Consider the following 20,101-nt stretch of genomic DNA (forward strand, 5'->3'; position numbering starts at 1 on the left):
ATATTAACGGTATCGAATCTTTCTGGAGTTTCGCAAAAAGACGTTTGGCAAAATTCAATGGCGTGCCTGAGCATACTTTTTATCTTCACTTGAAAAAAACCGAATTTCGTTTTAATCATCGACATGATAAGCTCTATCTTCAAATTCTTAAATTATTACGTCTAAACCCGCTTTAACTTCCTAAGACCCTTAATTATTAGATTCTGACTGATTTCCAATATGTGGATTTCCAGTAACGATCATCTAATCTGGATATCGTTACTCCTCTGGATCTGGAAGCATGAATAAATTTTTTATTTTCAAGATAAATACCTACATGATTTGATCTTTTATTAGTTCTAAAGAAAATTAAATCACCTGGTTTAAGATCATTTTTATTTATTATTTTTCCTAACTTCGATTGCTGGGTTGCTGTTCTTGGTAATTCCTTACCTAATCCTTTTTTATAAACAATATGAACGAATCCTGAACAATCGATTCCGTCTTGACTTAGCCCCCCAAGCTGGTAGCGCACTCCCTGCCATTTTTTATAATTTTCATACAAAATATTTTTTACAGAGTGTGAATTTATTTTGCCATCATTTTGGATGTGAGAAGGCTGTCTATTAAAATTTGCCTCCTTTTTTCCTATTGATCCACAACCAGCTACTAAACATGCGTAAATAAATAAAATGACAATGTTCTTAGCAGACATGTTTTTAATTTATGCTTACATGATACATTAATAAAAAGTATATCAAGGAATAATATAAATGGAAAGTATTGTTTATATTAAAATTTCATGAAACTTTTCTTATCTGAAAATTTTTATGGATAAATTAGTTCTAGAGATTAAATATTTTTTTACATAATACTATATGGTAGAAAAAAAGTAGGAGCCAGACATTTCCATCATCTTTTTTACTCATTTGGATCTATAAAAAGCCACAAACATAATATTGTAGAAGCCTTACGGTTGAATGAAAAAGTCACTCAATAGGGAAATTGGCTTTGTGCGGAATTTGAGCAAAAATTACTGGTAAATGTAATAGGTGCGGCTGTGCAGGAGATAGCACAATTTGAGGAGAAGTTGCGTTGTTCATCCCCGGTCGCTGAATTCACATATGCTGTGATCAAGGTAAGAAGGATACCGAGAAGGGGATTAATGTTAAAACTAGAACGAGCGTTGATCGATTGATGAACTTATTACATTTCAAACTAAAACTGACTTTGTCGGCTTCACCTTACCGTATGATTGAACTGTCTGCGGCTCGCCTTTGCGCCATTTGTGATTTATAAATGGAGCGGTTATTTGAGTACTTTGCGAGAAATTATATTAGTGGTTGCACAAAAAGCGGTTATTGATCGCATAAAAAAGAGAGGAATTTCTCGACTCTTTTAGGGTTAGTAACAGACAATCTTCTCTTTTATTGGATTAATTTTTTTCAATTTATTATAGCTGGACCATTTCAATCTCATGGTTTAGCTGTTGAAGCATTAAGAGAGGGTCATTAGATTGTGTAATAGGTCTACCAATTACCAAATAATCAGCACCATTTTGTATCGCTTCCTGGGGTGTTGCTACGCGAGCCTGGTCATTTTTATTACTATTCAGAGAACGAATTCCTGGCGTTACCAAGCAAAAATCTTTTGAAATGATTTTTCTAAGCTGCGGGGCTTCCATGGCTGAGCAAACTACACCATCCAGACCACAATCGCTGGCAAGTAAAGCAAGGCGTTGTACAATATCGATGGGTTCTTCATTCAAGCCTATCTCATAGAGATCGTTCTTATTTAAGTTGGTAAGTAATGTTACCGCGATGAGCTTTGTTTTTTTTGTGGAGAGTGCTTCTTGAGCAGCAATAAGCATTTTTCTCCCTCCCAACGCGTGAACATTAACCATCCATACGCCCAGATCTGACGCAGCTCGACAAGCATTTGCTACCGTATTCGGAATATCATGATATTTTAAATCAAGAAAAATATCAAAACCGTAACTCATCAATTGTTCAATTAATTGCGGGCCAGCACTAGTAAAAAGTTCTTTACCAATTTTTATTCTACATAAATTCTTATCCAACTTGGATGCAAACTCAAGCGCCTGTTTTTTATCAGAAAAATCAAGCGCAACAATAATACGTGGATTATTCATGTGGTTACGTTAGGAGCATTATAATTTTTTTCTTAATCTTTTGATTAAACAAAAGAAATATCCCAAAATAATACCTAATGCAAAAAATGCTAATAGAGCTACTATTAGTGGAGCTTGCCATTCAAAGCCAAAATAATAATGAATAGTTATTATTTCAGTATTTTTTGCAGCAAAGCTAACCAGGAATAAGAAAAGTATTATATTTAAAAGCCAAATAAAAAAATACATAAGCTTTACATTATATAAAATATGAAGATGCTCTCTTCGACCAATAATTGCTATTAGTTCAAAAAGAGCATCCTCTATATTTTAAATGGATTTATTATGCTCTATCTTTTTCTTTAAAATCAACGCGTTCACGCATTTTTTTTCCAGCTTTAAAATGTGGAACATATTTTTCAGGCACATGAACCTTCTCTCCTGACTTTGGGTTGCGGCCAACACGAGCTGGCCTGTAATTTAAATCAAAACTGCCAAACCCGCGAATTTCGATACGCTCCCCTCTAGAGAGGCTATTAGCCATCGCATCAAGTATCATTTTGACGGCTAATTCAGTATCTTTTGCCAAGAGCTGAGGGTATCGAGCAGCAAGCTTGGAAATCAATTCAGATTTCGTCATCGATGTCCTTTATTGTTCTTCAGAGTTTTTGCTATCCATTTTAGCTTTGAGCAATGCTCCCAGATTGGTAGTACCTGTACTGGCAGGAGTTTTAGTGGTCACCATCTGTAATGCACTATTTTCTTCATATTGATCTTTTGCTTTTATGGAAAGATTGATATTACGATTCTTACGATCAATATTGATAATCATCGCTTCAATCTGATCCCCTTCTTTGAGCTGAGTCCGTATATCTTCAATTTTGTCACGAGATACTTCAGAAGAACGCAAATAGCCTTCAACTTCTTCAGTTAAAGCGATGACTGCACCTTTGGCATCAATTGATTTTACAGTACCCTTGACAATACTATTTTTATCGTGTGCTGCGACAAATATAGTAAAAGGATCTCCTTCTAACTGTTTTATTCCCAGGGAAATACGTTCTTTCTCAACATCAATTGATAATACAACGGCTTCTACCTCATCACCTTTTTTATAATTTAGTATGGCTTCTTCACCTGGTTGAGTCCAAGAAAGATCGGATAAATGAACTAGGCCGTCAATATTGCCCGGTAAGCCGATGAATACCCCAAAATCAGTGATAGATTTTATTTGACCCGTGACCTTATCACCTTTTTCATGGCTCATTGCGAATTCTTCCCAAGGGTTGGGTTTGCATTGTTTCATTCCAAGAGAGATACGGCGGCGCTCCTCATCTATCTCAATAATCATGACCTCAACTTCATCACCTAATTGTACTATTTTGGAAGGATAGACATTTTTGTTGGTCCAATCCATTTCAGAAACATGCACTAAACCTTCAATTCCCTGTTCAATTTCTACAAAGGCACCATAGTCTGTGAGATTAGTTACTTTACCAAAGAGGCGTGTGCCTGGAGGATAACGTCTTGAGAGACCGACCCATGGATCTTCGGTTAATTGCTTCATGCCTAAGGAAACTCGGTTTTTTTCTTGATCAAATTTAAGCACCTTGGCTGTTACTTCGTCGCCAACATTAATGATCTCTGAAGGATGTTTTACACGACGCCAAGCTAAATCTGTGATATGAAGGAGTCCGTCTATTCCACCTAGATCAACAAACGCACCATAATCAGTAATATTTTTAACAATACCATGCACGATAGCGCCTTCTTGCAAGTTTGCCAATAAAGATTCTCGATCTGCTCCTTGAGTTTCTTCTAGCACTGCGCGTCGAGATATAACCACATTATTGCGTTTACGGTCGAGTTTAATGACTTTAAATTCCATTTCCTTATTTTCATAAGGAGTAGTGTCCTTGACGGGTCGGATATCTACTAATGAACCAGGTAAGAAAGCACGAATACCGTTGACCATGGCAGTTAATCCACCTTTTACTTTACCATTGACCATGCCATTTACTATAGTACCTTTTTCCATAGCTTCTTCCAGGTCATGCCAAGCATTTAATCGTCTAGCTTTATCTCTGGACAAGCGCGTTTCACCAAAACCGTCCTCGAGCGCATCAATAGCAACACTGACAAAATCTCCTACTTTAACCTCAATCTCGCCTCTGTCATTTTTAAATTCCTCAATAGGAATATAACTTTCGGATTTGAGGCCTGCATTGACCACTACAAAATTATAGTCAACTCGCGCAACTTCTGCGGTGATGACCTCACCTACACGCATTTCTTTACGTGTAAGGCTTTCTTCGAAGAGTTTGGCAAAATTTTCTGAGGAAGGGGTTACGTTGGAAGCAATAGTCATTATAGAAAAATACCCGATTTTAATTTCATCCCATAAATGAGATGGTTAGTTAGTTAAAAGTTAATCAAAAATTACTTGAATTTAAAATGTGGTCTTATTTAAAAAATAAAACCTCTTCTCATTAAATTTAGTTCTTGCAAGCCGCATTGTGCAACCGCAGTACTTCATTAACAGCCTCCTCAATACTGAGAAAAGTTGTATCTAACAATTTTGCATCAACTTGTTGCTTTAGAGGAGAAATATCTCGATTGCTATCACGCGTATCGCGTTCATAAATATCCTGCAATATGGATTGCATGTTAGCATTTATTCCTTTCTCTATCAACTGCTTATAGCGTCGTCGTGCTCGCTCTTCTGCACTGGCAGTAAGAAAAATTTTAAGGGAAGCATCTGGAAACACAGCTGATCCCATATCTCTGCCATCTGTTACTAATCCAGGTGATTGACGAAATGCACATTGACGCTGCAGTAATGCTGATCTTACTGCGGGTTGGCCAGCAATTATAGAGGCCAGTTTACTGCATTGTTCGCTACGTATAGCATCTGAGACATCTTCTCCATTTAATAGAATAGATGAGCCATCGAAAGTTGCATCTAAATGTGAAGCAATATTTGCTATGGCCGACTCATTCGCACAATCAGTATTTGATCGTATTGCTACCAACGCCACTAGACGATAAAGTGCGCCACTGTCAAGATAATGGTATGCGAGTTTTTGAGCAACCATTTGTGCGACTGTACCTTTTCCAGAAGCTGAGGGACCATCGATAGTAATGACTGGAATAATGTCACTTTCCATAAAAACCTCTTGAGTAAAAATATGAGAACTCGTAGTGTCAGGAATGCACAATCACCGCAAATTTTTCAAAATAATCTGGGAAGGTCTTAGCGACACAGCCCGGATCATTGATGCGTAGAGGGACACCTAGCGATACAAGAGAAAAACACATCGCCATCCGATGGTCATCGTAGGTATCAATGATTGCATGAGGAGTCAAGGCGGTAGCAGGTGGTGTAATCCGTATAAAATCCTTGTCTTCCTCAACCAGCGCGCCAACTTTACGCAATTCCTTTGCCATCGCTGAAATACGGTCAGTTTCCTTGACCCGCCAACTCGCAATATTTCTGAGTGTAGTCGTTCCTTTTGCAAACAAAGCTGTTGTGGCTAATGTCATGGCTGCATCGGGGATATGATTGCAATCGAGATCAATAGCTTGCAGAGGCTGACGAGAAGTGTTACTAATTGGCGAAGAAGACTCAATCCAATTTTTCCCTTTTCTGATATGAGCACCCATTTTTTCTAACGCATCAGCAAAATGAATATCACCCTGCAAACTCTCTGTACCCACACCTTCCACGCGCACGGGTCCCCCACCAATCGCTCCAGCAGCCAAAAAATAGGATGCTGAGGAAGCATCTCCTTCTACAATTATTTCACCTGGACTCTTGTATGCTTGTGGGGCAGGTACTGTAAATTGTTGCCAATTTTCTTGTATGACTTGGACACCAAATCGTGCCATTTGAGCCAGAGTAAGTTCAACATAAGGTCTTGAGATAAGTATGCCATTAACCATAATTGTGGTAGTTTTACCGGTTAAGGGTAACGCCATCAGGAGTCCGCTGAGAAATTGACTCGAAACATCTCCCTTGATTGAAATGGCTTTGGTTTGTATCTCAGCCGGCTTAATCTCTAAGGGAGGAAAACCTTCATTACCAAGATAAGCAATATTGGCATTTAATTGACGTAGCGCATTTACTAAATCCGCAATAGGGCGTTCATGCATGCGGGTTACGCCAGATAATCGATAATGCCCCTCCATTATGGCAAGCACCGCCACGAGAGGGCGAAAAGCAGTACCAGCATTACCTAAAAATAAATCAGCTTGTTTGACTGGGAATTTTCCTTCAGCACCTTCCACGCTGTAATCATTTTTATTAATTTGATTGATTTTAACTCCGAGCGTTTCAAGTGCCTTCAGCATTTGTGCTGTATCATCGGAAATCAGCAGATTCCGAACTAGGGTTTTACCGTTTGCTAATGCTGCAAGTAAAAGGATCCGATTAGAGATGCTTTTAGAACCTGGCAGTTGAATGATGCCACGTGCAGCATTAGCAACAGGAAGATCAAGCCAATCCATAAATTTTCCGAAAAGTAAATATACTATAGGTCTTCATGCCTTTTTTATTCATGTCTTTTTTATAATGGCAGATTAGATGAGCAGGTCAGGGTAGTTTAGGATAAACAAAAGATATGATATAGAAGCAGAACGTAAATTTGTAGTGCCTGCTATAATAATAAATTTTCTAGTGATACGACTAGCTAAAAACTAGATAGCTAGGATTCATATTTAATTAAATTATAATTGATAGGTAATGGGACTGAGCAATGGAAGATGATTCTTTAAATTCACTAATTATTTCTGTACTGGCTATTCCATTTGTCATTGCAATCCAGCTCTGGGTAAAAGATCGGAGAGATCGCCGACGCAATAGCGATGGTGAAGTAGAGTTTAAGACCACGCGTGAAGCACTCTTTTCATTTTTGATAGAAGGAATAGCGGTAGTTGGAGGATTGGCCATTCTTATTGCTGCAACATCTGGAATTGCTAAGTATATTATTAATATTTATGGCTAATTGAGCCTCAAAAAGCCTATTAAGGCTATATAGTGCGAATACTGTAATTGAAAGAAAATTTCATTACAGTATTCACTTTTTAATGTGAGAAATAAAGAGATATTAAAGGATAAATGTAGAAGATAATAAGTTTGATGAGCGTACAGTTGGACTCTTATGCACGTTTTTTCTTACTTGAAGACGGTGATGCTTTAACTTCACTTGTATTTTCTATTTTTTCTTTGGAAGCCTTCTGCTCAAATTCAAACTCTATTTTACCTCCTTTTCCGATTACTAAATAAGCCGAGAATGGTCGTCCTTTCTTGGAAATAAATTTAGTTAACAAATCAGTTTTCCCTGTCTGTAGCAATTTAACGATTTGCTCCTGTTCAATAGCTCGGCTGAGAATGATTTTTCCGGTTTTAAAGTCGCATGTGTGCGTTGCACCTACTGCCTTTTCGCAGACATAATATAATCCGTGCTCATAAACAGAATTGCTGCATTTGGGGCATTTGCCAAGAGGGTGTTGGTTGGAAAAATCAATTGCATCAGCTTCTTCCATATCGTTGCTACCAAACTCAAATTTCATCTCGAAGGTATCATTAAGCTTAATGATAGCGTTAAATAAACGTCCCATTTTGCTGCGAAACCCTTGCAATGGACCAATTTCACCTTTTGAAATGAGAGCTTCCATTTCTTCTATTTCAAATTGCCGTCCAGCCAGAATTTTCCATAGAGCAAAATCACACTGTTGGCATTGAAACTTCTTGTATGTTTCTTGTATCACTCCCCCACATTTGGGGCAGGGAACTTTGAGTGTTGCAAAATCGCCACTAATCGTTTTTCCACGATGATTTTTCGCTTGCTCGACAATATGCTTCGTCATGTCAGCAATTTTAGCCATGAAAGCTTCACGCTTTAGTTTACCTTGCTCGATCTGACGTAATTTGAATTCCCAATCACCTGTTAGTTCCGGAGAGATCAACTCAGGTATTTTTAGCCCGCGCAATAAGGTAACAAGCGAAAATGCTTTGGCACTCGGATATAATTCTCGTCCCATGCGCTGTATATAATTTTCTGAGACGAGGCCTTCAATGATGGCTGCACGCGTGGCCGGTGTGCCAAGCCCTTTTGCACTCATTGCTGCTCGTAATTCTTCGTCTTCAACTAGTTTCCCCGCTCCTTCCATAGCAGATAACAGAGTTGATTCATTGAATCTCGCTGGTGGCCGAGTTTGATTGAAAATGACCTTGATTTCCTCAGTAGTAGCTGATTTATCCGCGCTGATCGCAGGTAAAACAGTGCCATCATTCTTATCATCATGTATAAGAGATTTGCCGTAAACCACTTGCCATCCAGAATTAATCATAATTCTACCTTCTGTTTTAAAGGGCTCCCCTTCAACGCGCGTAATACGAGTTGTTACAAGAAATTCTGCAGCTGGATAGAAGATTGCAAGAAAACGTTTGGTTACCAGATCGTAAAGCTTTGTTTCCACATCATTTAATTTTTTTGGCTCAAGTGAAGTTGGAATAATGGCAAAGTGATCGGAAACTTTCGTGTTGTTAAAAATACGCTTATTAGGTTTTACCCAATCAGAATCCAGAATTTGCTTGGCGAATTGGCCGTATTGAGTGGTTGCCAGTGCATGTAGGGTATCTTTAACAGGCGCAATGTAATCTTCCGGAAGTGCACGTGAATCAGTGCGTGGATAAGTTAATACTTTATGTTTTTCGTAGAGCGCCTGTGCCAGCCCTAATGTTGTTTTAGCAGAAAAACCAAAGCGACTATTGGCATCTCGTTGCAAGCTTGTGAGGTCATATAATAACGGACAGGTTTCTTTTGCTGGCTTGCTTTCTTCGCTAACTATGCCTGGTTTGCCTTGACATTTGATCTTGATCGCTTCTGCTTTATTTTTCTCCCATATACGTTCTGCTCTGGCTTCACTATTTTCTTTATCTTTTGAAAATTTTTCATCAAACCATTTTCCTTTGTAGTGATCATGATTACTAGAAAAAATAGCGTGGATCTCCCAGTAATCTTTGGGCACAAATTTTTTGATGGCTTCTTCCCGTTCAACCAATATGGCTAACGTTGGGGTCTGAACACGTCCCACAGTGGTTTTATGGAAGCCACCTTCTTGAGAATTAAACGCCGTCATTGCACGGGTACCATTAATCCCAACTAACCAATCTGATTCAGAACGACTGACAGCGGCTTCTGCTAATGGCTGCACTTCACTATCATCAAGTAATTTAGAGAAAGCCTCTCGAATGGCAGCAGGTGTCATGGATTGCAACCATAGGCGTTTAACGGGTTTTTTTATACCCGCGTAGCGAGTGATGTAACGAAAAATTAATTCTCCTTCTCGTCCAGCATCACAAGCATTAATTAGCGTATCCACATCTTTTCGTTTGATCAATTTTATCAATAATTTCAATCTATTAGCTGTTTTTTCGATGGGAGCAAGATCAAAATAAGGAGGGATAACTGGCAAATGATCAAAGCTCCATTTGCCGCGCTTGACCTCATAATCTTCCGGTACAGTCAGCTCAAGCAAATGGCCAACTGCAGAGGATAAAATGTATTCGTCACTTTCAAAATAATCAGTTTCTTTAGTGAAACTACCTAATGCACGGGCAATATCTGTTGCCACGGAAGGCTTCTCGGCGATGATCAATTTTTTGCTCATGAATTTTGGCTAGATAATGATATTTTTTATTAATTACAAAATTGAAATGTTCAGATTATTCAGGAAGTCAAAGGTATAATTTTTGTACATCTAACACTCTTTATTTTAAGGGCAGGTATTACCCATTAATAAAGAGTTTATATAAAGTCGAACAGAGTAATTGTTTTGCAACAATTAATTAATGCCGGTATCGCGGATTACTCGCTATGAATAATGTCTCCAGAACATTGGGGTCGGTTAATTGATTTTGTATCCATAGATCAAGCAAAACGACAAGTTTAATCTTTTCCAGACTGGAATTATTTCCATTCATTTTAAGGACACGGTCAATTAATAATTCCCGTTGTAGTGGATTAAGAATACCTGCCTGCTCAAGAAAAAGAATAAATCCAAGTCCTTCCTTATCAATTGCTTCCATTTCAGAAGGCATGAACCATCGTAGTGATTTGCTTTGAGCAAGCGTTGCAGGATAGTGATCATTATCACCTTTTGTAAGATCTGATAACCAATTAAGTGCTTGGTTAATTTCATCCTCTCCAAAGCCAGCTATAGTTAATTTATGCGTTAAGGTTGCAGAATCTGGGCAACCTCCTCTGTCGAAATAATTTTCGAACAAGTAAATTAAAATTTCGTACATATAGACGCTCTCTTTCGCTGGATGCACATTAGCAGATTTTTTGTTGGATAAATTTTATCAATGGCATTAACGAACTCTCTGATAACGGCCGCCAGGTAAGCTGGCAACCATTCCATTTAGCTCTAGTGTCAATAGCATGGCGGATACTGCTTCGACCGTCAAGCCACTTCGCATACATAAGGTATCGATATCGATCACGTCATAGCCCAAGTGGGGCAGCAATAGTGAATCCTCTTGCGAACCACTAAAATCAAGTGCTATGTTGGTATTTTCATGGGATAACGCAGTCTGACAGTTAAGTTCATCCAGGATATCCTGAATATTTTCTATCAATTTGGCCCCTTGCTTAATCAATGCATGACAGCCTTTGGACAAAGGTGAATGTATGGAACCGGGTATGGCCATCACCTCGCGCCCCTGTTCTAATGCTTGTTTTGCAGTAATAAGTGAGCCACTGTGCAAAGTGGCTTCAACGACTAAACAGCCAAGACTCATACCGCTGATAATTCTGTTGCGACGAGGAAAATTTTTGCCCAATGCAGGCATTCCCAGGGGAAATTCCGAAATGATTGCACCTTCTTTTGCCAGCTGGTGTGCTAGCTCTCGGTTTCTTGCAGGATAAACAATATCGAGCCCCGTCCCTACCACAGCAATGCTCGCTGAAATCCCGCGTAGGCCACCTTGATGTGCGGCAGTATCAATTCCTTGAGCCATTCCGCTAATGATGCAAAATCCGGCATTACTTGCAGCTTCAGCAAAGGCACTCGCATTGATGATGCCTTGGGGCGTCGCATTACGACTTCCAACGACAGCAAGGGCAGATGAATTGAGAAGTTTGCGTTGCCCTTTTAAGTAAAGCAAAGGAGGAGGATCGGCAATATTAAGCAGTAGCTTTGGATAATCATGATCTGCAAGGGTAATGATGTGGTTAGAAGGGTCTTCCAACCATTTAAGTGCACCATCAACTTTACTCTTGTCTGCACGTCGGCCGAGGTTATGAGCGGCTTGCTTTTTTACGATACGTTCCAGTTGATAGGTATCCGCTGAAAGAATTTCTCTTGGGCTACCAAAGGCAATAAGTAGCTTTCGAATGGATTCACTACTTAAGTTATCTATTAAAATAAGATTAAGCCAGGATTCAACATCTGGCGGAGCTTTCATGGTAAAGAATAATGCTTATCGTGATATAAAAAAGATAATAAATACAGCTTATCATGGAAATAAGAAAGGCTATTGTGTATAAAAAGTCTGCGAATAATTTTCACTCATTTTGATACGAACAATTTTAGTCTTATATATGGCCTATCAGGGCGTTTTTACTGCATCCAATACTTTGATTGCTTGAGAACTTTGAGTAATTAATGCATAAGATACTTTATCAAATACACGAAAAATAACTACTAAGCCAATGCGTTCATCGGGTAATGCTATCATTTCGTCGGAAGGAGATTTTACTTCACTTTTCCGATAAACGGCGAGGACATGACCTTCCTTTAACCCGTCATGAGTGCCTCGATTAAGCGTGATAATAGCATTTTCACCGATCTCAGTTAATCCACCATAGACAGAGATAATACGTCCCTTGATAGCAAAATGTGGTGCATGAGGCATATAGTAGATGTCTTTATCAGGAGGGGAAGGAAGCAAGCGATCGCCTTTTAATATTTCTTGGGCAGAATGTGTTACCGTAACAGAGCTGATCTTAGCAAAATTTTTTACTTCAACATCCCCTAAATAAATTGCTTCATACCCAAGGATGCGATTATTATCATCCGGATCCATCAATGCCTTACTCGTACGAAAAACTTGCCATAAGGAACCTTTATCATGAGGCAAATCCTGTACATAGATGATTTCTCCCGTGCTCAATATTACTCGGTTGTCACTAGAGCCTAATATAAGGGGGGCTTTATCTAGAGCGTGTCTTTCAATAACTAATGGCTGACTCAGAAATGGTTTGATTTTGTGGATAGGAATAGTTGGGATACCATGCACTCCTAATTTTTCTATTCGCATTTTAGGAGATAATTTTATGATTGCTTTTTCCTCGGAAAGTTTTAATTGAATCCCTCTGGCTGTTTTTTCGAGGACAATGATATCGCCTGGATATATCATATGTGGATTTTTCATGGAATCCCGATTCTGATGCCATATTTCTGGCCACCGCCAGGGATCTTTTAAAAAGCGAGAGGCAATACCCCATAACGTATCACCTTGAACAACAACATAGCGATCAGGCGCATTATGATGTAGCTGAATTTCTGCTGCCTTAACGGTCTCATCAGAAAAAACGAATATAAGTAAAATCGCGGATATAATCACACGCATAGATTTAGCCTGGGTTTCTCATTTGGGCGACGGAATAGTGTATGGTTGCGCAAGTGCAGGGTAAGGCGCAACATCGCAGAAGGGTTGTTCCATTCCAAGGAACTGCAACGCAGCCATATAATCCGCACCGGAAGGGAAACACCCGAAAGAGAAGAATAAAACTTATCAGAAAGATTTTTATATTCATAATATTAATACTAGAACGAGCGATCAACTGAGGAATCCAGGTTTCGTTTCTAATAGTTAAAGAGGTCTTTATTAAGATGCAAATCTTTAAATTGAATTGAACAGCATTCAAAGCTTACGATCTAACAGCAGAATTTATTAAACCGAATTAGGCTAGTTTGCTATGGCAATTCTGAAAATATTACAATATCCGGATGAAAGGCTGCATAAGGTTGCAGTTCCTGTATCGACCATTACCGATGAAATTCATATGCTCGTTCAAAATATGACGGAAACGATGTATACCGCAGTGGGAATTGGTCTGGCGGCGACTCAGGTTAATGTGCATCAACGTGTGATTGTTATTGATGTTTCCGAAACTCGTGATCAACTTCATGTTTTCATTAATCCGGAAATTATTGCAAGCGAAGGAGAATTTGATTATCAGGAAGGATGCTTGTCACTGCCTGGAATTTTTGAGAAAGTAAAACGAGCTGAAAATATTTCTGTTAGAGCAATGAATCTGAATGGCGATCTGTTTGAACTGGATGCTAGCGGTTTATTGGCAATATGTATTCAGCATGAAATGGATCATTTGATGGGTAAGGTATTTATTGAATACCTCTCACAACTAAAGCAGTCACGAATTCGATCAAAATTAAGAAAGCGACAACGTGATGCTAAATCCTAGTTTACTGGGTTTTGCCTGAATCTTTTTCTTTCCAAGCAATAAATAGGTTGATCTGAAGTTTTTTCCATGAGAATTATTTTTGCTGGTACACCAGTTTTTGCCGCCAAAGCATTGCTTTCTTTGCTGAGCGCTGAATATCAGATCGTATTAGTATTGACTCAACCAGACCGTCCAGCAGGGCGCGGGATGAAAACTCAGGTGAGTGATGTAAAAAAAGTTGCACAAGCACATGATATTCCTTTGTTGCAGCCGCTTACATTAAAAGCGGAAACTGTTCATACTCAATTAAAAGTATTTAATGCGGATGTGATGGTGGTCGCGGCGTATGGATTAATTCTACCCAAAGAGGTTTTAAAAATTCCACGTTATGGTTGCTTGAACATTCACGCTTCCCTCTTACCTCGCTGGCGAGGTGCAGCGCCAATCCAACGAGCGATATTAGCAGGTGACCAGGAAACGGGTATTACCATTATGCAAATGGACGAGGGGCTTGATACCGGTGATATGTTGCTGCAGCGTGACATTCCTGTTGACGCTGTGGATACGGCACAAACCCTTCATGATAAGCTTGCTGATTTAGGCGCGCAGAGTATTGTCGAAGCATTAGGATTAATGCAGCTTGGTAAATTGAGCGCAACTCCCCAGGATGAAACACTGGCTAGCTATGCTGCAAAGATCCAAAAAAAAGAAGCAGAAATTGACTGGCGAATGGATGCGGATCAAATTGATCGGAGTATTCGTGCTTTTAACCCTTACCCGGGAGCTTATACGTACTTTCAAGGTAGTTTATTGAAAATATGGCAAGCTAAAGCTGTAAAAAATAATTCTGGTAAAGCAGGAGAAATCATTATGACCGGTAGTGAGGGGGTCGTAGTAGCTTGTGGAAGAGGAGCGCTGATTCTAGAGGTTGTGCAAAAACCTGGAGGAAAAAAAATGCCTATCGCAGAATTTCTGGTGGGGCATTCTTTACAGCCAGGCCAGCTTTTTTCTACCGTGGCGGATGGCTAATTCGGAATATGATTAAAGCTCAGCACCTCGCTGTCATTGCTATAAGACGTGTTCTTGCAGGTAAAAATCTAACGGAAGTTTTACAGGAAATATGGCAATCGAATCCGCTTCTTTCTCATCAACAGCAAGGCGCCATTCAGGATTTGAGCTATGGAGTGCTGCGTTATTACGGGCAACTTAATGCATTACTTAATTTATTATTAGATAATACGCTACAAGATCTTAAACTGCGTTACTTACTATTGGTAAGTTTATATCAGCTGCAATACAGCAAAGCACCTTCCTATGCAATTGTTGATCATGCTGTTTCTACTGCCCGTATTTTAAGTAATAAACGAGGCGCACCAGGATTAGTTAACGCTGTCTTGCGGAATTTTATACGTAATAGCTCTGCATTATGTGAGCAAGTTAGTAGTGATATTGGGAAATATTCCCATCCACAATGGTGGATTAATAAACTACGTAAACAATACCCCAACCATTATAAAACTATTCTGAATGCAAGCAATCAGCATCCTGCAATGACCTTACGCGTTAATGTCCGGAAAATTGGAGTTAAAGCCTACCAAGAAATGCTGGAGGAGCACGGTATTAAAGCTGATTTAATATGGGATGCCGCATTGAAGTTGGCGCAGCCATTGTCAATAGAGAAACTTCCAGGATTTAAGGATGGTTTGATGTCAATACAAGATGCAGGCGCTCAGTTGGCTGCACCTTTACTGGATGTGCATGAAGGTATGCACGTGTTAGATGCTTGTGCAGCACCAGGGGGGAAAAGCACTCATTTAATGGAATTAGCCCAAATAAAATTGACTGCGATTGATAGTAATGCGCAGAGACTTAAACGTGTAGCAGAAAATTTTGAGCGTCTCGGGAATGAACCTCATCGTCTGGTATGTGGTGATGCGCTTTATCCTTCAGAATGGTGGGATGGCCAAGCATTTGACCGAATTCTGGCTGATGTACCCTGTAGCGCATCGGGCGTAGTCAGTCGTCATCCTGATATTAAATGGTTGCGACGACAAACCGATCTATCCCTATTTGCAAGCAACCAAGAGAATATTCTCAACGCTTTATGGAAAATTCTGAAAAGAGAAGGAAAATTGCTGTATATAACTTGCTCTATTTTTCATGAAGAAAATTTGATTTTAATTAAGGAATTTCTAAAATCGCATCAAGATGCTCGTTTATTACCTCTTTCGCATTCTGATATGGTTAATGGGCAGTTGCTGCCAAGTTCTTTACATGACGGTTTTTTCTATGCCTTGCTTTGTAAGACTTGATAGAACACTACGACTTAAAATATTGTTGCAGATGATGGCGACAATATTGCTGATTTCATTGATATTATTAGCAGTACCAGCTCGGGGCGAAGGGGGAGGGGGAATAGAGATAAAATCGGTTACGCTGGAAGCAGTCGATAAAGGTTACCAAATAAATCTTGATGCTGATATCACACTCAACAATACTTTAGAGCAGGCCTTAGAAAAAGGCATCATACTTTATTTTGTATCCAAATTCACACTCATAGATAGTCATTGGTATTGGCTAGATGAAGAGGTGGCTCGCAGTAAGCAGCGTGTAGAGTTGAGTTATCATGCGCTCACTCGGCAATATCGTTTGAGTGGTAATCGAATGATGCCACAAGGCTTTGACACGCTGCAAGAAGCACTCCAGACATTGGGAAAACAGCATAATATTCCTATTGAAATGAAGTCTACGCTGAAACAGAATGTAGAATACATCGCCACATTGCAAGTATGGCTGGATATTTCTCGATTAGCCAAACCATTTCAATTGGAATGGTTTAGTTCAAAAGATTGGAATTTAAGTTCAGAAAAAAAGGAATGGCGTATTAAATTGCCTGCGCCCCCTAAGAACCTACTATAAAGAGCATCTATGAAGTACCTCATCATCATAGTTACGGGGCTTAGCGTAGTCATGCTGTTTTTACTGGCAACAGCCGGTGCTAATACTGAATTTCTTGAGCGTGTTTACCGCTGGCTGATTGGCTTTAATGTAATTTTTGTATTATTTTTGCTGGTAGTTGTGGGGCTCTTGCTATGGAGGCTAAACAGGAGGCTAAAAGCAGGCGTATTTGGCTCTAAACTTGCAGTTCGCTTACTGATGGTTTTTTCACTGATGGCCATCCTTCCAGGGGTTCTGGTGTATGGTATTTCGGTCCAGTTTTTAGGGAAAAGTATCGAATCCTGGTTTGATGTCAAAGTCGATGAGGCATTAGAGGGCGGATTAAATTTAGGGCAAACCATGCTTGACAATTTACTTGAAGAGCTCGAGAAAAAAGCCAAGGCTACTGCATTAACATTATCTGAATCACCTATAATGCCATTGTCAGCATTGAATCAGCTATTGGTTCAGTCGCAGATACAAGAAGCCACGTTGTTTAACCAGGATGGTAAAGCAATTGCTTTTTCTAGCATAGATGACATGGCACTGTTTCCAGAAATACCCAACGCCGCCGCTATGCGGCATATCCGCATGCAGAAGAGCTATAGTGCAGTGGAATCTATTCCTGGTAATGGGCTATATTTGCGAGTACTCGTTCCTGTGAATGTATTAAATCTTGATGATGATATCCGTGTATTGCAGGTTTTGCAGCAAGTGCCCCGATTACTTGCGGAGAATGCCGAGATTGTTCAAACAGGGTATCGCAATTACCAAGAGTTAACATTATCTCGTCATGGGTTGACTCGACTTTATGGCATAACACTAACATTAGCATTATTTTTAGCGCTTTTTTCTGCTCTTGCTGCCGCCTTCCTTATTAGTGAAAAATTAAGCGCACCGTTGGGTATGTTAGCTGAGGGAACAAGAGCTGTAGCACAAGGGGATTTTAGTAGACGCCATTCTGTACAAAGTAACGACGAACTTGGCATACTGACAGAATCCTTTAATCTTATGACTGAGCAGCTTGAAGTAGCGCGTGCTACCACGCAACGGAATCAGCAGGAGATTGAAAATGCCCGGGCTTATCTTGAAAGTATACTGGCAAACCTTTCTTCTGGCGTGATGGTACTTGATGAAAAGTTACGCATCAGTACTGTCAATCATAGTGCTGAGCAAATTCTACAGACTCCGTTAACCAATCTGGTAGGGTTAACGATTGAAGAGTGTGCCGAAAAAGAACCGAAATTGCGTGTACTCGCAACAGAAATACGGATAGGATTCAATTCCGCGGAAATGGGAGAGTGGCAACGTCAAGTGTTACATTTTAGTGAAAATAAAGATCAGGTTTTGCTTCTTCGAGGGTCACACCTGCCTCAAGTGGCCGGAGGAGGTGTTGTGGTATTTGATGATATCACCAGCTTACTACAAGTTCAGCGCACGGTTGCATGGGGTGAGGTTGCCCGTCGACTTGCTCATGAAATCAAAAATCCTTTAACACCTATCCAACTTTCCGCAGAACGTATGCAGCATAAATTAATGGAAAAATTAACTGGGCAGGATGCAAAAATTTTACAGCGCTCTACTGAAACAATTGTCAATCAGGTCGAAGCACTTAAGAAGATGGTCAATGAATTTAGCGAATATGCGCGTATACCTGAACTGGAATTATACCAGCTCGATTTTAATAGGTTGATACGTGAAGTACTTGCGTTATATGAGACTGCAAATACTCACTCAAGTCGCAGTCACGGCCCAAAAATTAATTTAGAATTGAGCGCTGAGCCTTCATTAATTCGCGGAGATCCAACAAGGTTAAGGCAAGTTATACATAATTTGCTGCAAAATGCTCAGGATGCTTTAGTTGATGTAGTAGAGCCTACGATCACCGTGCGAACCGAAACGCTTTCTAATAGTGTTCAGTTCAGTGTAAGCGATAATGGCAAGGGATTTGCAGAACAGATTAAAGCACAGGCATTTGAACCCTATGTAACGACCAAAGTAAAAGGCACGGGTCTCGGGCTGCCAATTGTCAAGAAAATTATTAATGAACATAATGGTACAATCCAAATCGAAAACATCAAACCGCACGGAGCTAAGATCATCATTGTATTACCAAGATTATTATCTGATCACCCCATATCCATTCCTCTTCAAGTAACATGATAGAGAAAATAGTATTTGCGTTGTTGACTTGATAATAATGCTACAAAGCGTTAGTTGCATTCCAGTTCTGGGGAGGGTAATTACAATATAATGGCCAACAATACGATTCTTGTTGTTGATGATGAAGTTGGCATACGCGAGCTCTTATCCGAAATCTTAAATGATGAAGGGTATCAGGTAGCTTTGGCAGAAAATGCAGAACAAGCTCGCAATTGGCGTAATCAAATTCGCCCCGACTTGGTACTTCTGGATATCTGGATGCCAGATACAGATGGTATAACATTACTTAAAGATTGGGCCAATAGTGGATTGCTTACCATGCCAGTGATAATGATGTCTGGACACGGTACCATTGATACTGCAGTCGAAGCAACGCGTATTGGAGCTGTGGGTTACCTTGAAAAACCCATACCTTTGCAAAAATTACTTAGTACTGTTGGACAAGCTTTGCGTGGCGGGCAAAGTAAGCCAATTCCGACTTTTTCCCTGGCGAGTCTGGGTCGGGGAGTTTTAATTACAGAATTAAAAAAGAAACTCGAGCAAATAATTAATTTGAAAGTGCCTGTGCTGCTCATGGGGGAGCCAGGTGTAGGAATAGAGTATTGTGCACATTTCTTGCATCATATCAATACTCCATGGGTTGAGCCGGAATCATTTTCTTTTCTCGCAGAAAATCCACTCAATTTACTCGAGCAAGCAAAGGATGGTTTATTATTTCTTAGAGAAATTGGCGATCTCAATAAATTAGAACAAAAAGGGTTGCTTCTGCTCTTGAATAAATTAGAAAAATATAATGTGCGCCTAGTATGTGCCACGACTTTGCCCTTGGCAGAATTAACCGCGCAAGGTATTTATAATCCTAAGTTATACGAGGTATTAAGCAGTCTTTGTATCAGTGTCCCCTCTCTTAGAATGCATCGTGAAGACATTCCCGAGCTAGCTAATCAAATACTCTCAAATTATATTGAATCAGGTGAAGCACCCTTCATTCACTTTAGTACAGCTGCATTGAATACACTACGCAACTATGATTGGCCGGGTAATTTGGCTCAATTGACAAGTGTGGTACATTCGCTAGCTTTAACTTGTACCAGTAGTGAAATTTCAGCAGAGCTTGTGCAACAGACTTTAGCCCCTCCTTTATCGACAGCTATATCAATTGCGCCGGATATACCTTTAAATGTGTCTTTGCGTGAAGCACGAGATTTATTTGAGAAAAATTATTTTGAAAAACTGATTGACCAAGAAGGCGGTAATATGACGCGTGTTGCCGAGCGTGCAGGCTTGGAGCGCACGCATCTTTATCGTAAGATAAAGGCGCTGGGTATTAAGTTGCGCAACCAGAATAGTTGAAATAACAACAAAAACTATGTTTGAGTAATCAATAAATCGATGTTGTAGAGCACTTCGTCTTAGG

The 20,101-nt window shown here is 39.7% G+C and carries 18 protein-coding genes and 1 pseudogene; 8 read left to right on the top strand and 11 right to left on the bottom strand.

The annotated features are described in order from the left end of the window. A pseudogene (locus BM283_RS10230) lies at positions 1–176 on the top strand (IS1595 family transposase); the annotation flags it as partial. Between the two features lie 20 nt (positions 177–196). Here BM283_RS10230 and BM283_RS10235 read toward each other — a convergent pair. From BM283_RS10235 to aroA, 7 genes are all read right to left on the bottom strand, one after another. Beyond that, positions 197–694, bottom strand: a complete 498-nt coding sequence (locus BM283_RS10235; protein WP_090692708.1) for a C40 family peptidase — start codon at positions 692–694, stop codon at positions 197–199. 738 nt (positions 695–1,432) lie between these two features. Then, positions 1,433–2,131: an orotidine-5'-phosphate decarboxylase gene (pyrF, locus tag BM283_RS10240; RefSeq protein ID WP_090692711.1), complete on the bottom strand. Its 699-nt coding sequence runs from the start codon at positions 2,129–2,131 to the stop codon at positions 1,433–1,435. A gap of 18 nt (positions 2,132–2,149) precedes the next feature. Continuing rightward, on the bottom strand, positions 2,150–2,359 hold the full coding sequence (locus BM283_RS10245) for a lipopolysaccharide assembly protein LapA domain-containing protein (protein ID WP_090692713.1): 210 nt from the start codon (positions 2,357–2,359) through the stop codon (positions 2,150–2,152). Positions 2,360–2,453: 94 nt separating this feature from the next. Then, a complete protein-coding gene (locus BM283_RS10250) occupies positions 2,454–2,750 on the bottom strand; it encodes an integration host factor subunit beta (protein WP_090692715.1) in 297 nt (98 codons plus the stop codon). 9 nt (positions 2,751–2,759) lie between these two features. Further along, positions 2,760–4,478: a 30S ribosomal protein S1 gene (gene rpsA / locus BM283_RS10255; protein ID WP_090692717.1), complete on the bottom strand. Its 1,719-nt coding sequence runs from the start codon at positions 4,476–4,478 to the stop codon at positions 2,760–2,762. Positions 4,479–4,605: 127 nt separating this feature from the next. Next, complete coding sequence (gene cmk, locus BM283_RS10260) at positions 4,606–5,277, bottom strand: (d)CMP kinase (protein ID WP_090692719.1); 672 nt, start codon at positions 5,275–5,277, stop codon at positions 4,606–4,608. Between the two features lie 37 nt (positions 5,278–5,314). Then, positions 5,315–6,616: a 3-phosphoshikimate 1-carboxyvinyltransferase gene (gene aroA, locus BM283_RS10265; protein WP_090692722.1), complete on the bottom strand. Its 1,302-nt coding sequence runs from the start codon at positions 6,614–6,616 to the stop codon at positions 5,315–5,317. 248 nt (positions 6,617–6,864) lie between these two features. Between aroA and BM283_RS10270 the strand changes: the two genes are divergently transcribed. Then, entirely contained in the window at positions 6,865–7,113 is a 249-nt protein-coding gene (locus BM283_RS10270) for a hypothetical protein (RefSeq protein WP_090692725.1), read from the top strand. Between the two features lie 154 nt (positions 7,114–7,267). Here BM283_RS10270 and BM283_RS10275 read toward each other — a convergent pair whose 3' ends face one another. From BM283_RS10275 to BM283_RS10290, 4 genes are all read right to left on the bottom strand, one after another. After that, positions 7,268–9,784, bottom strand: a complete 2,517-nt coding sequence (locus BM283_RS10275) for a DNA topoisomerase III (RefSeq protein WP_090692728.1) — start codon at positions 9,782–9,784, stop codon at positions 7,268–7,270. A gap of 178 nt (positions 9,785–9,962) precedes the next feature. Next, the gene (locus tag BM283_RS10280; RefSeq protein WP_046850418.1) at positions 9,963–10,421 is read right to left on the bottom strand and encodes a Smg family protein; all 459 of its coding nucleotides are present in this window, start codon (positions 10,419–10,421) and stop codon (positions 9,963–9,965) included. A 66-nt stretch (positions 10,422–10,487) separates the two neighbouring features. After that, positions 10,488–11,582, bottom strand: a complete 1,095-nt coding sequence (gene dprA / locus BM283_RS10285) for a DNA-processing protein DprA (RefSeq protein ID WP_090692729.1) — start codon at positions 11,580–11,582, stop codon at positions 10,488–10,490. 144 nt (positions 11,583–11,726) lie between these two features. Then, positions 11,727–12,749 (bottom strand): LysM peptidoglycan-binding domain-containing protein, encoded by a 1,023-nt coding sequence (locus BM283_RS10290; protein WP_090692730.1) that lies wholly within the window; start codon positions 12,747–12,749, stop codon positions 11,727–11,729. Between the two features lie 349 nt (positions 12,750–13,098). On the opposite strand from BM283_RS10290, the gene def reads away from it, so the two are divergent. The 6 genes from def (at position 13,099) to BM283_RS10320 (ending at position 20,037) form a co-directional block, all read left to right on the top strand. Next, positions 13,099–13,605, top strand: coding sequence for a peptide deformylase (gene def, locus BM283_RS10295; protein ID WP_090692733.1), 507 nt, complete (start codon positions 13,099–13,101; stop codon positions 13,603–13,605). 66 nt (positions 13,606–13,671) lie between these two features. Next, the gene (fmt, locus tag BM283_RS10300) at positions 13,672–14,613 is read left to right on the top strand and encodes a methionyl-tRNA formyltransferase (RefSeq protein WP_090692736.1); all 942 of its coding nucleotides are present in this window, start codon (positions 13,672–13,674) and stop codon (positions 14,611–14,613) included. Positions 14,614–14,621: 8 nt separating this feature from the next. Next, positions 14,622–15,896, top strand: coding sequence for a 16S rRNA (cytosine(967)-C(5))-methyltransferase RsmB (gene rsmB / locus BM283_RS10305; protein WP_090692737.1), 1,275 nt, complete (start codon positions 14,622–14,624; stop codon positions 15,894–15,896). A 34-nt stretch (positions 15,897–15,930) separates the two neighbouring features. Then, positions 15,931–16,503, top strand: coding sequence for a DUF4390 domain-containing protein (locus BM283_RS10310; RefSeq protein WP_254776323.1), 573 nt, complete (start codon positions 15,931–15,933; stop codon positions 16,501–16,503). 9 nt (positions 16,504–16,512) lie between these two features. Beyond that, positions 16,513–18,684 carry a sensor histidine kinase gene (locus BM283_RS10315; protein ID WP_090692742.1) on the top strand — a complete coding sequence of 724 codons (2,172 nt, stop codon included), beginning with the start codon at positions 16,513–16,515 and terminating at the stop codon, positions 18,682–18,684. Between the two features lie 90 nt (positions 18,685–18,774). Next, complete coding sequence (locus tag BM283_RS10320; RefSeq protein ID WP_090692744.1) at positions 18,775–20,037, top strand: sigma-54-dependent transcriptional regulator; 1,263 nt, start codon at positions 18,775–18,777, stop codon at positions 20,035–20,037. Positions 20,038–20,101: the final 64 nt, after the last annotated feature.

It is taken from the genome of Nitrosomonas sp. Nm34, assembly GCF_900113925.1.
In the GTDB taxonomy this organism is placed as follows: Bacteria; Pseudomonadota; Gammaproteobacteria; order Burkholderiales; family Nitrosomonadaceae; genus Nitrosomonas.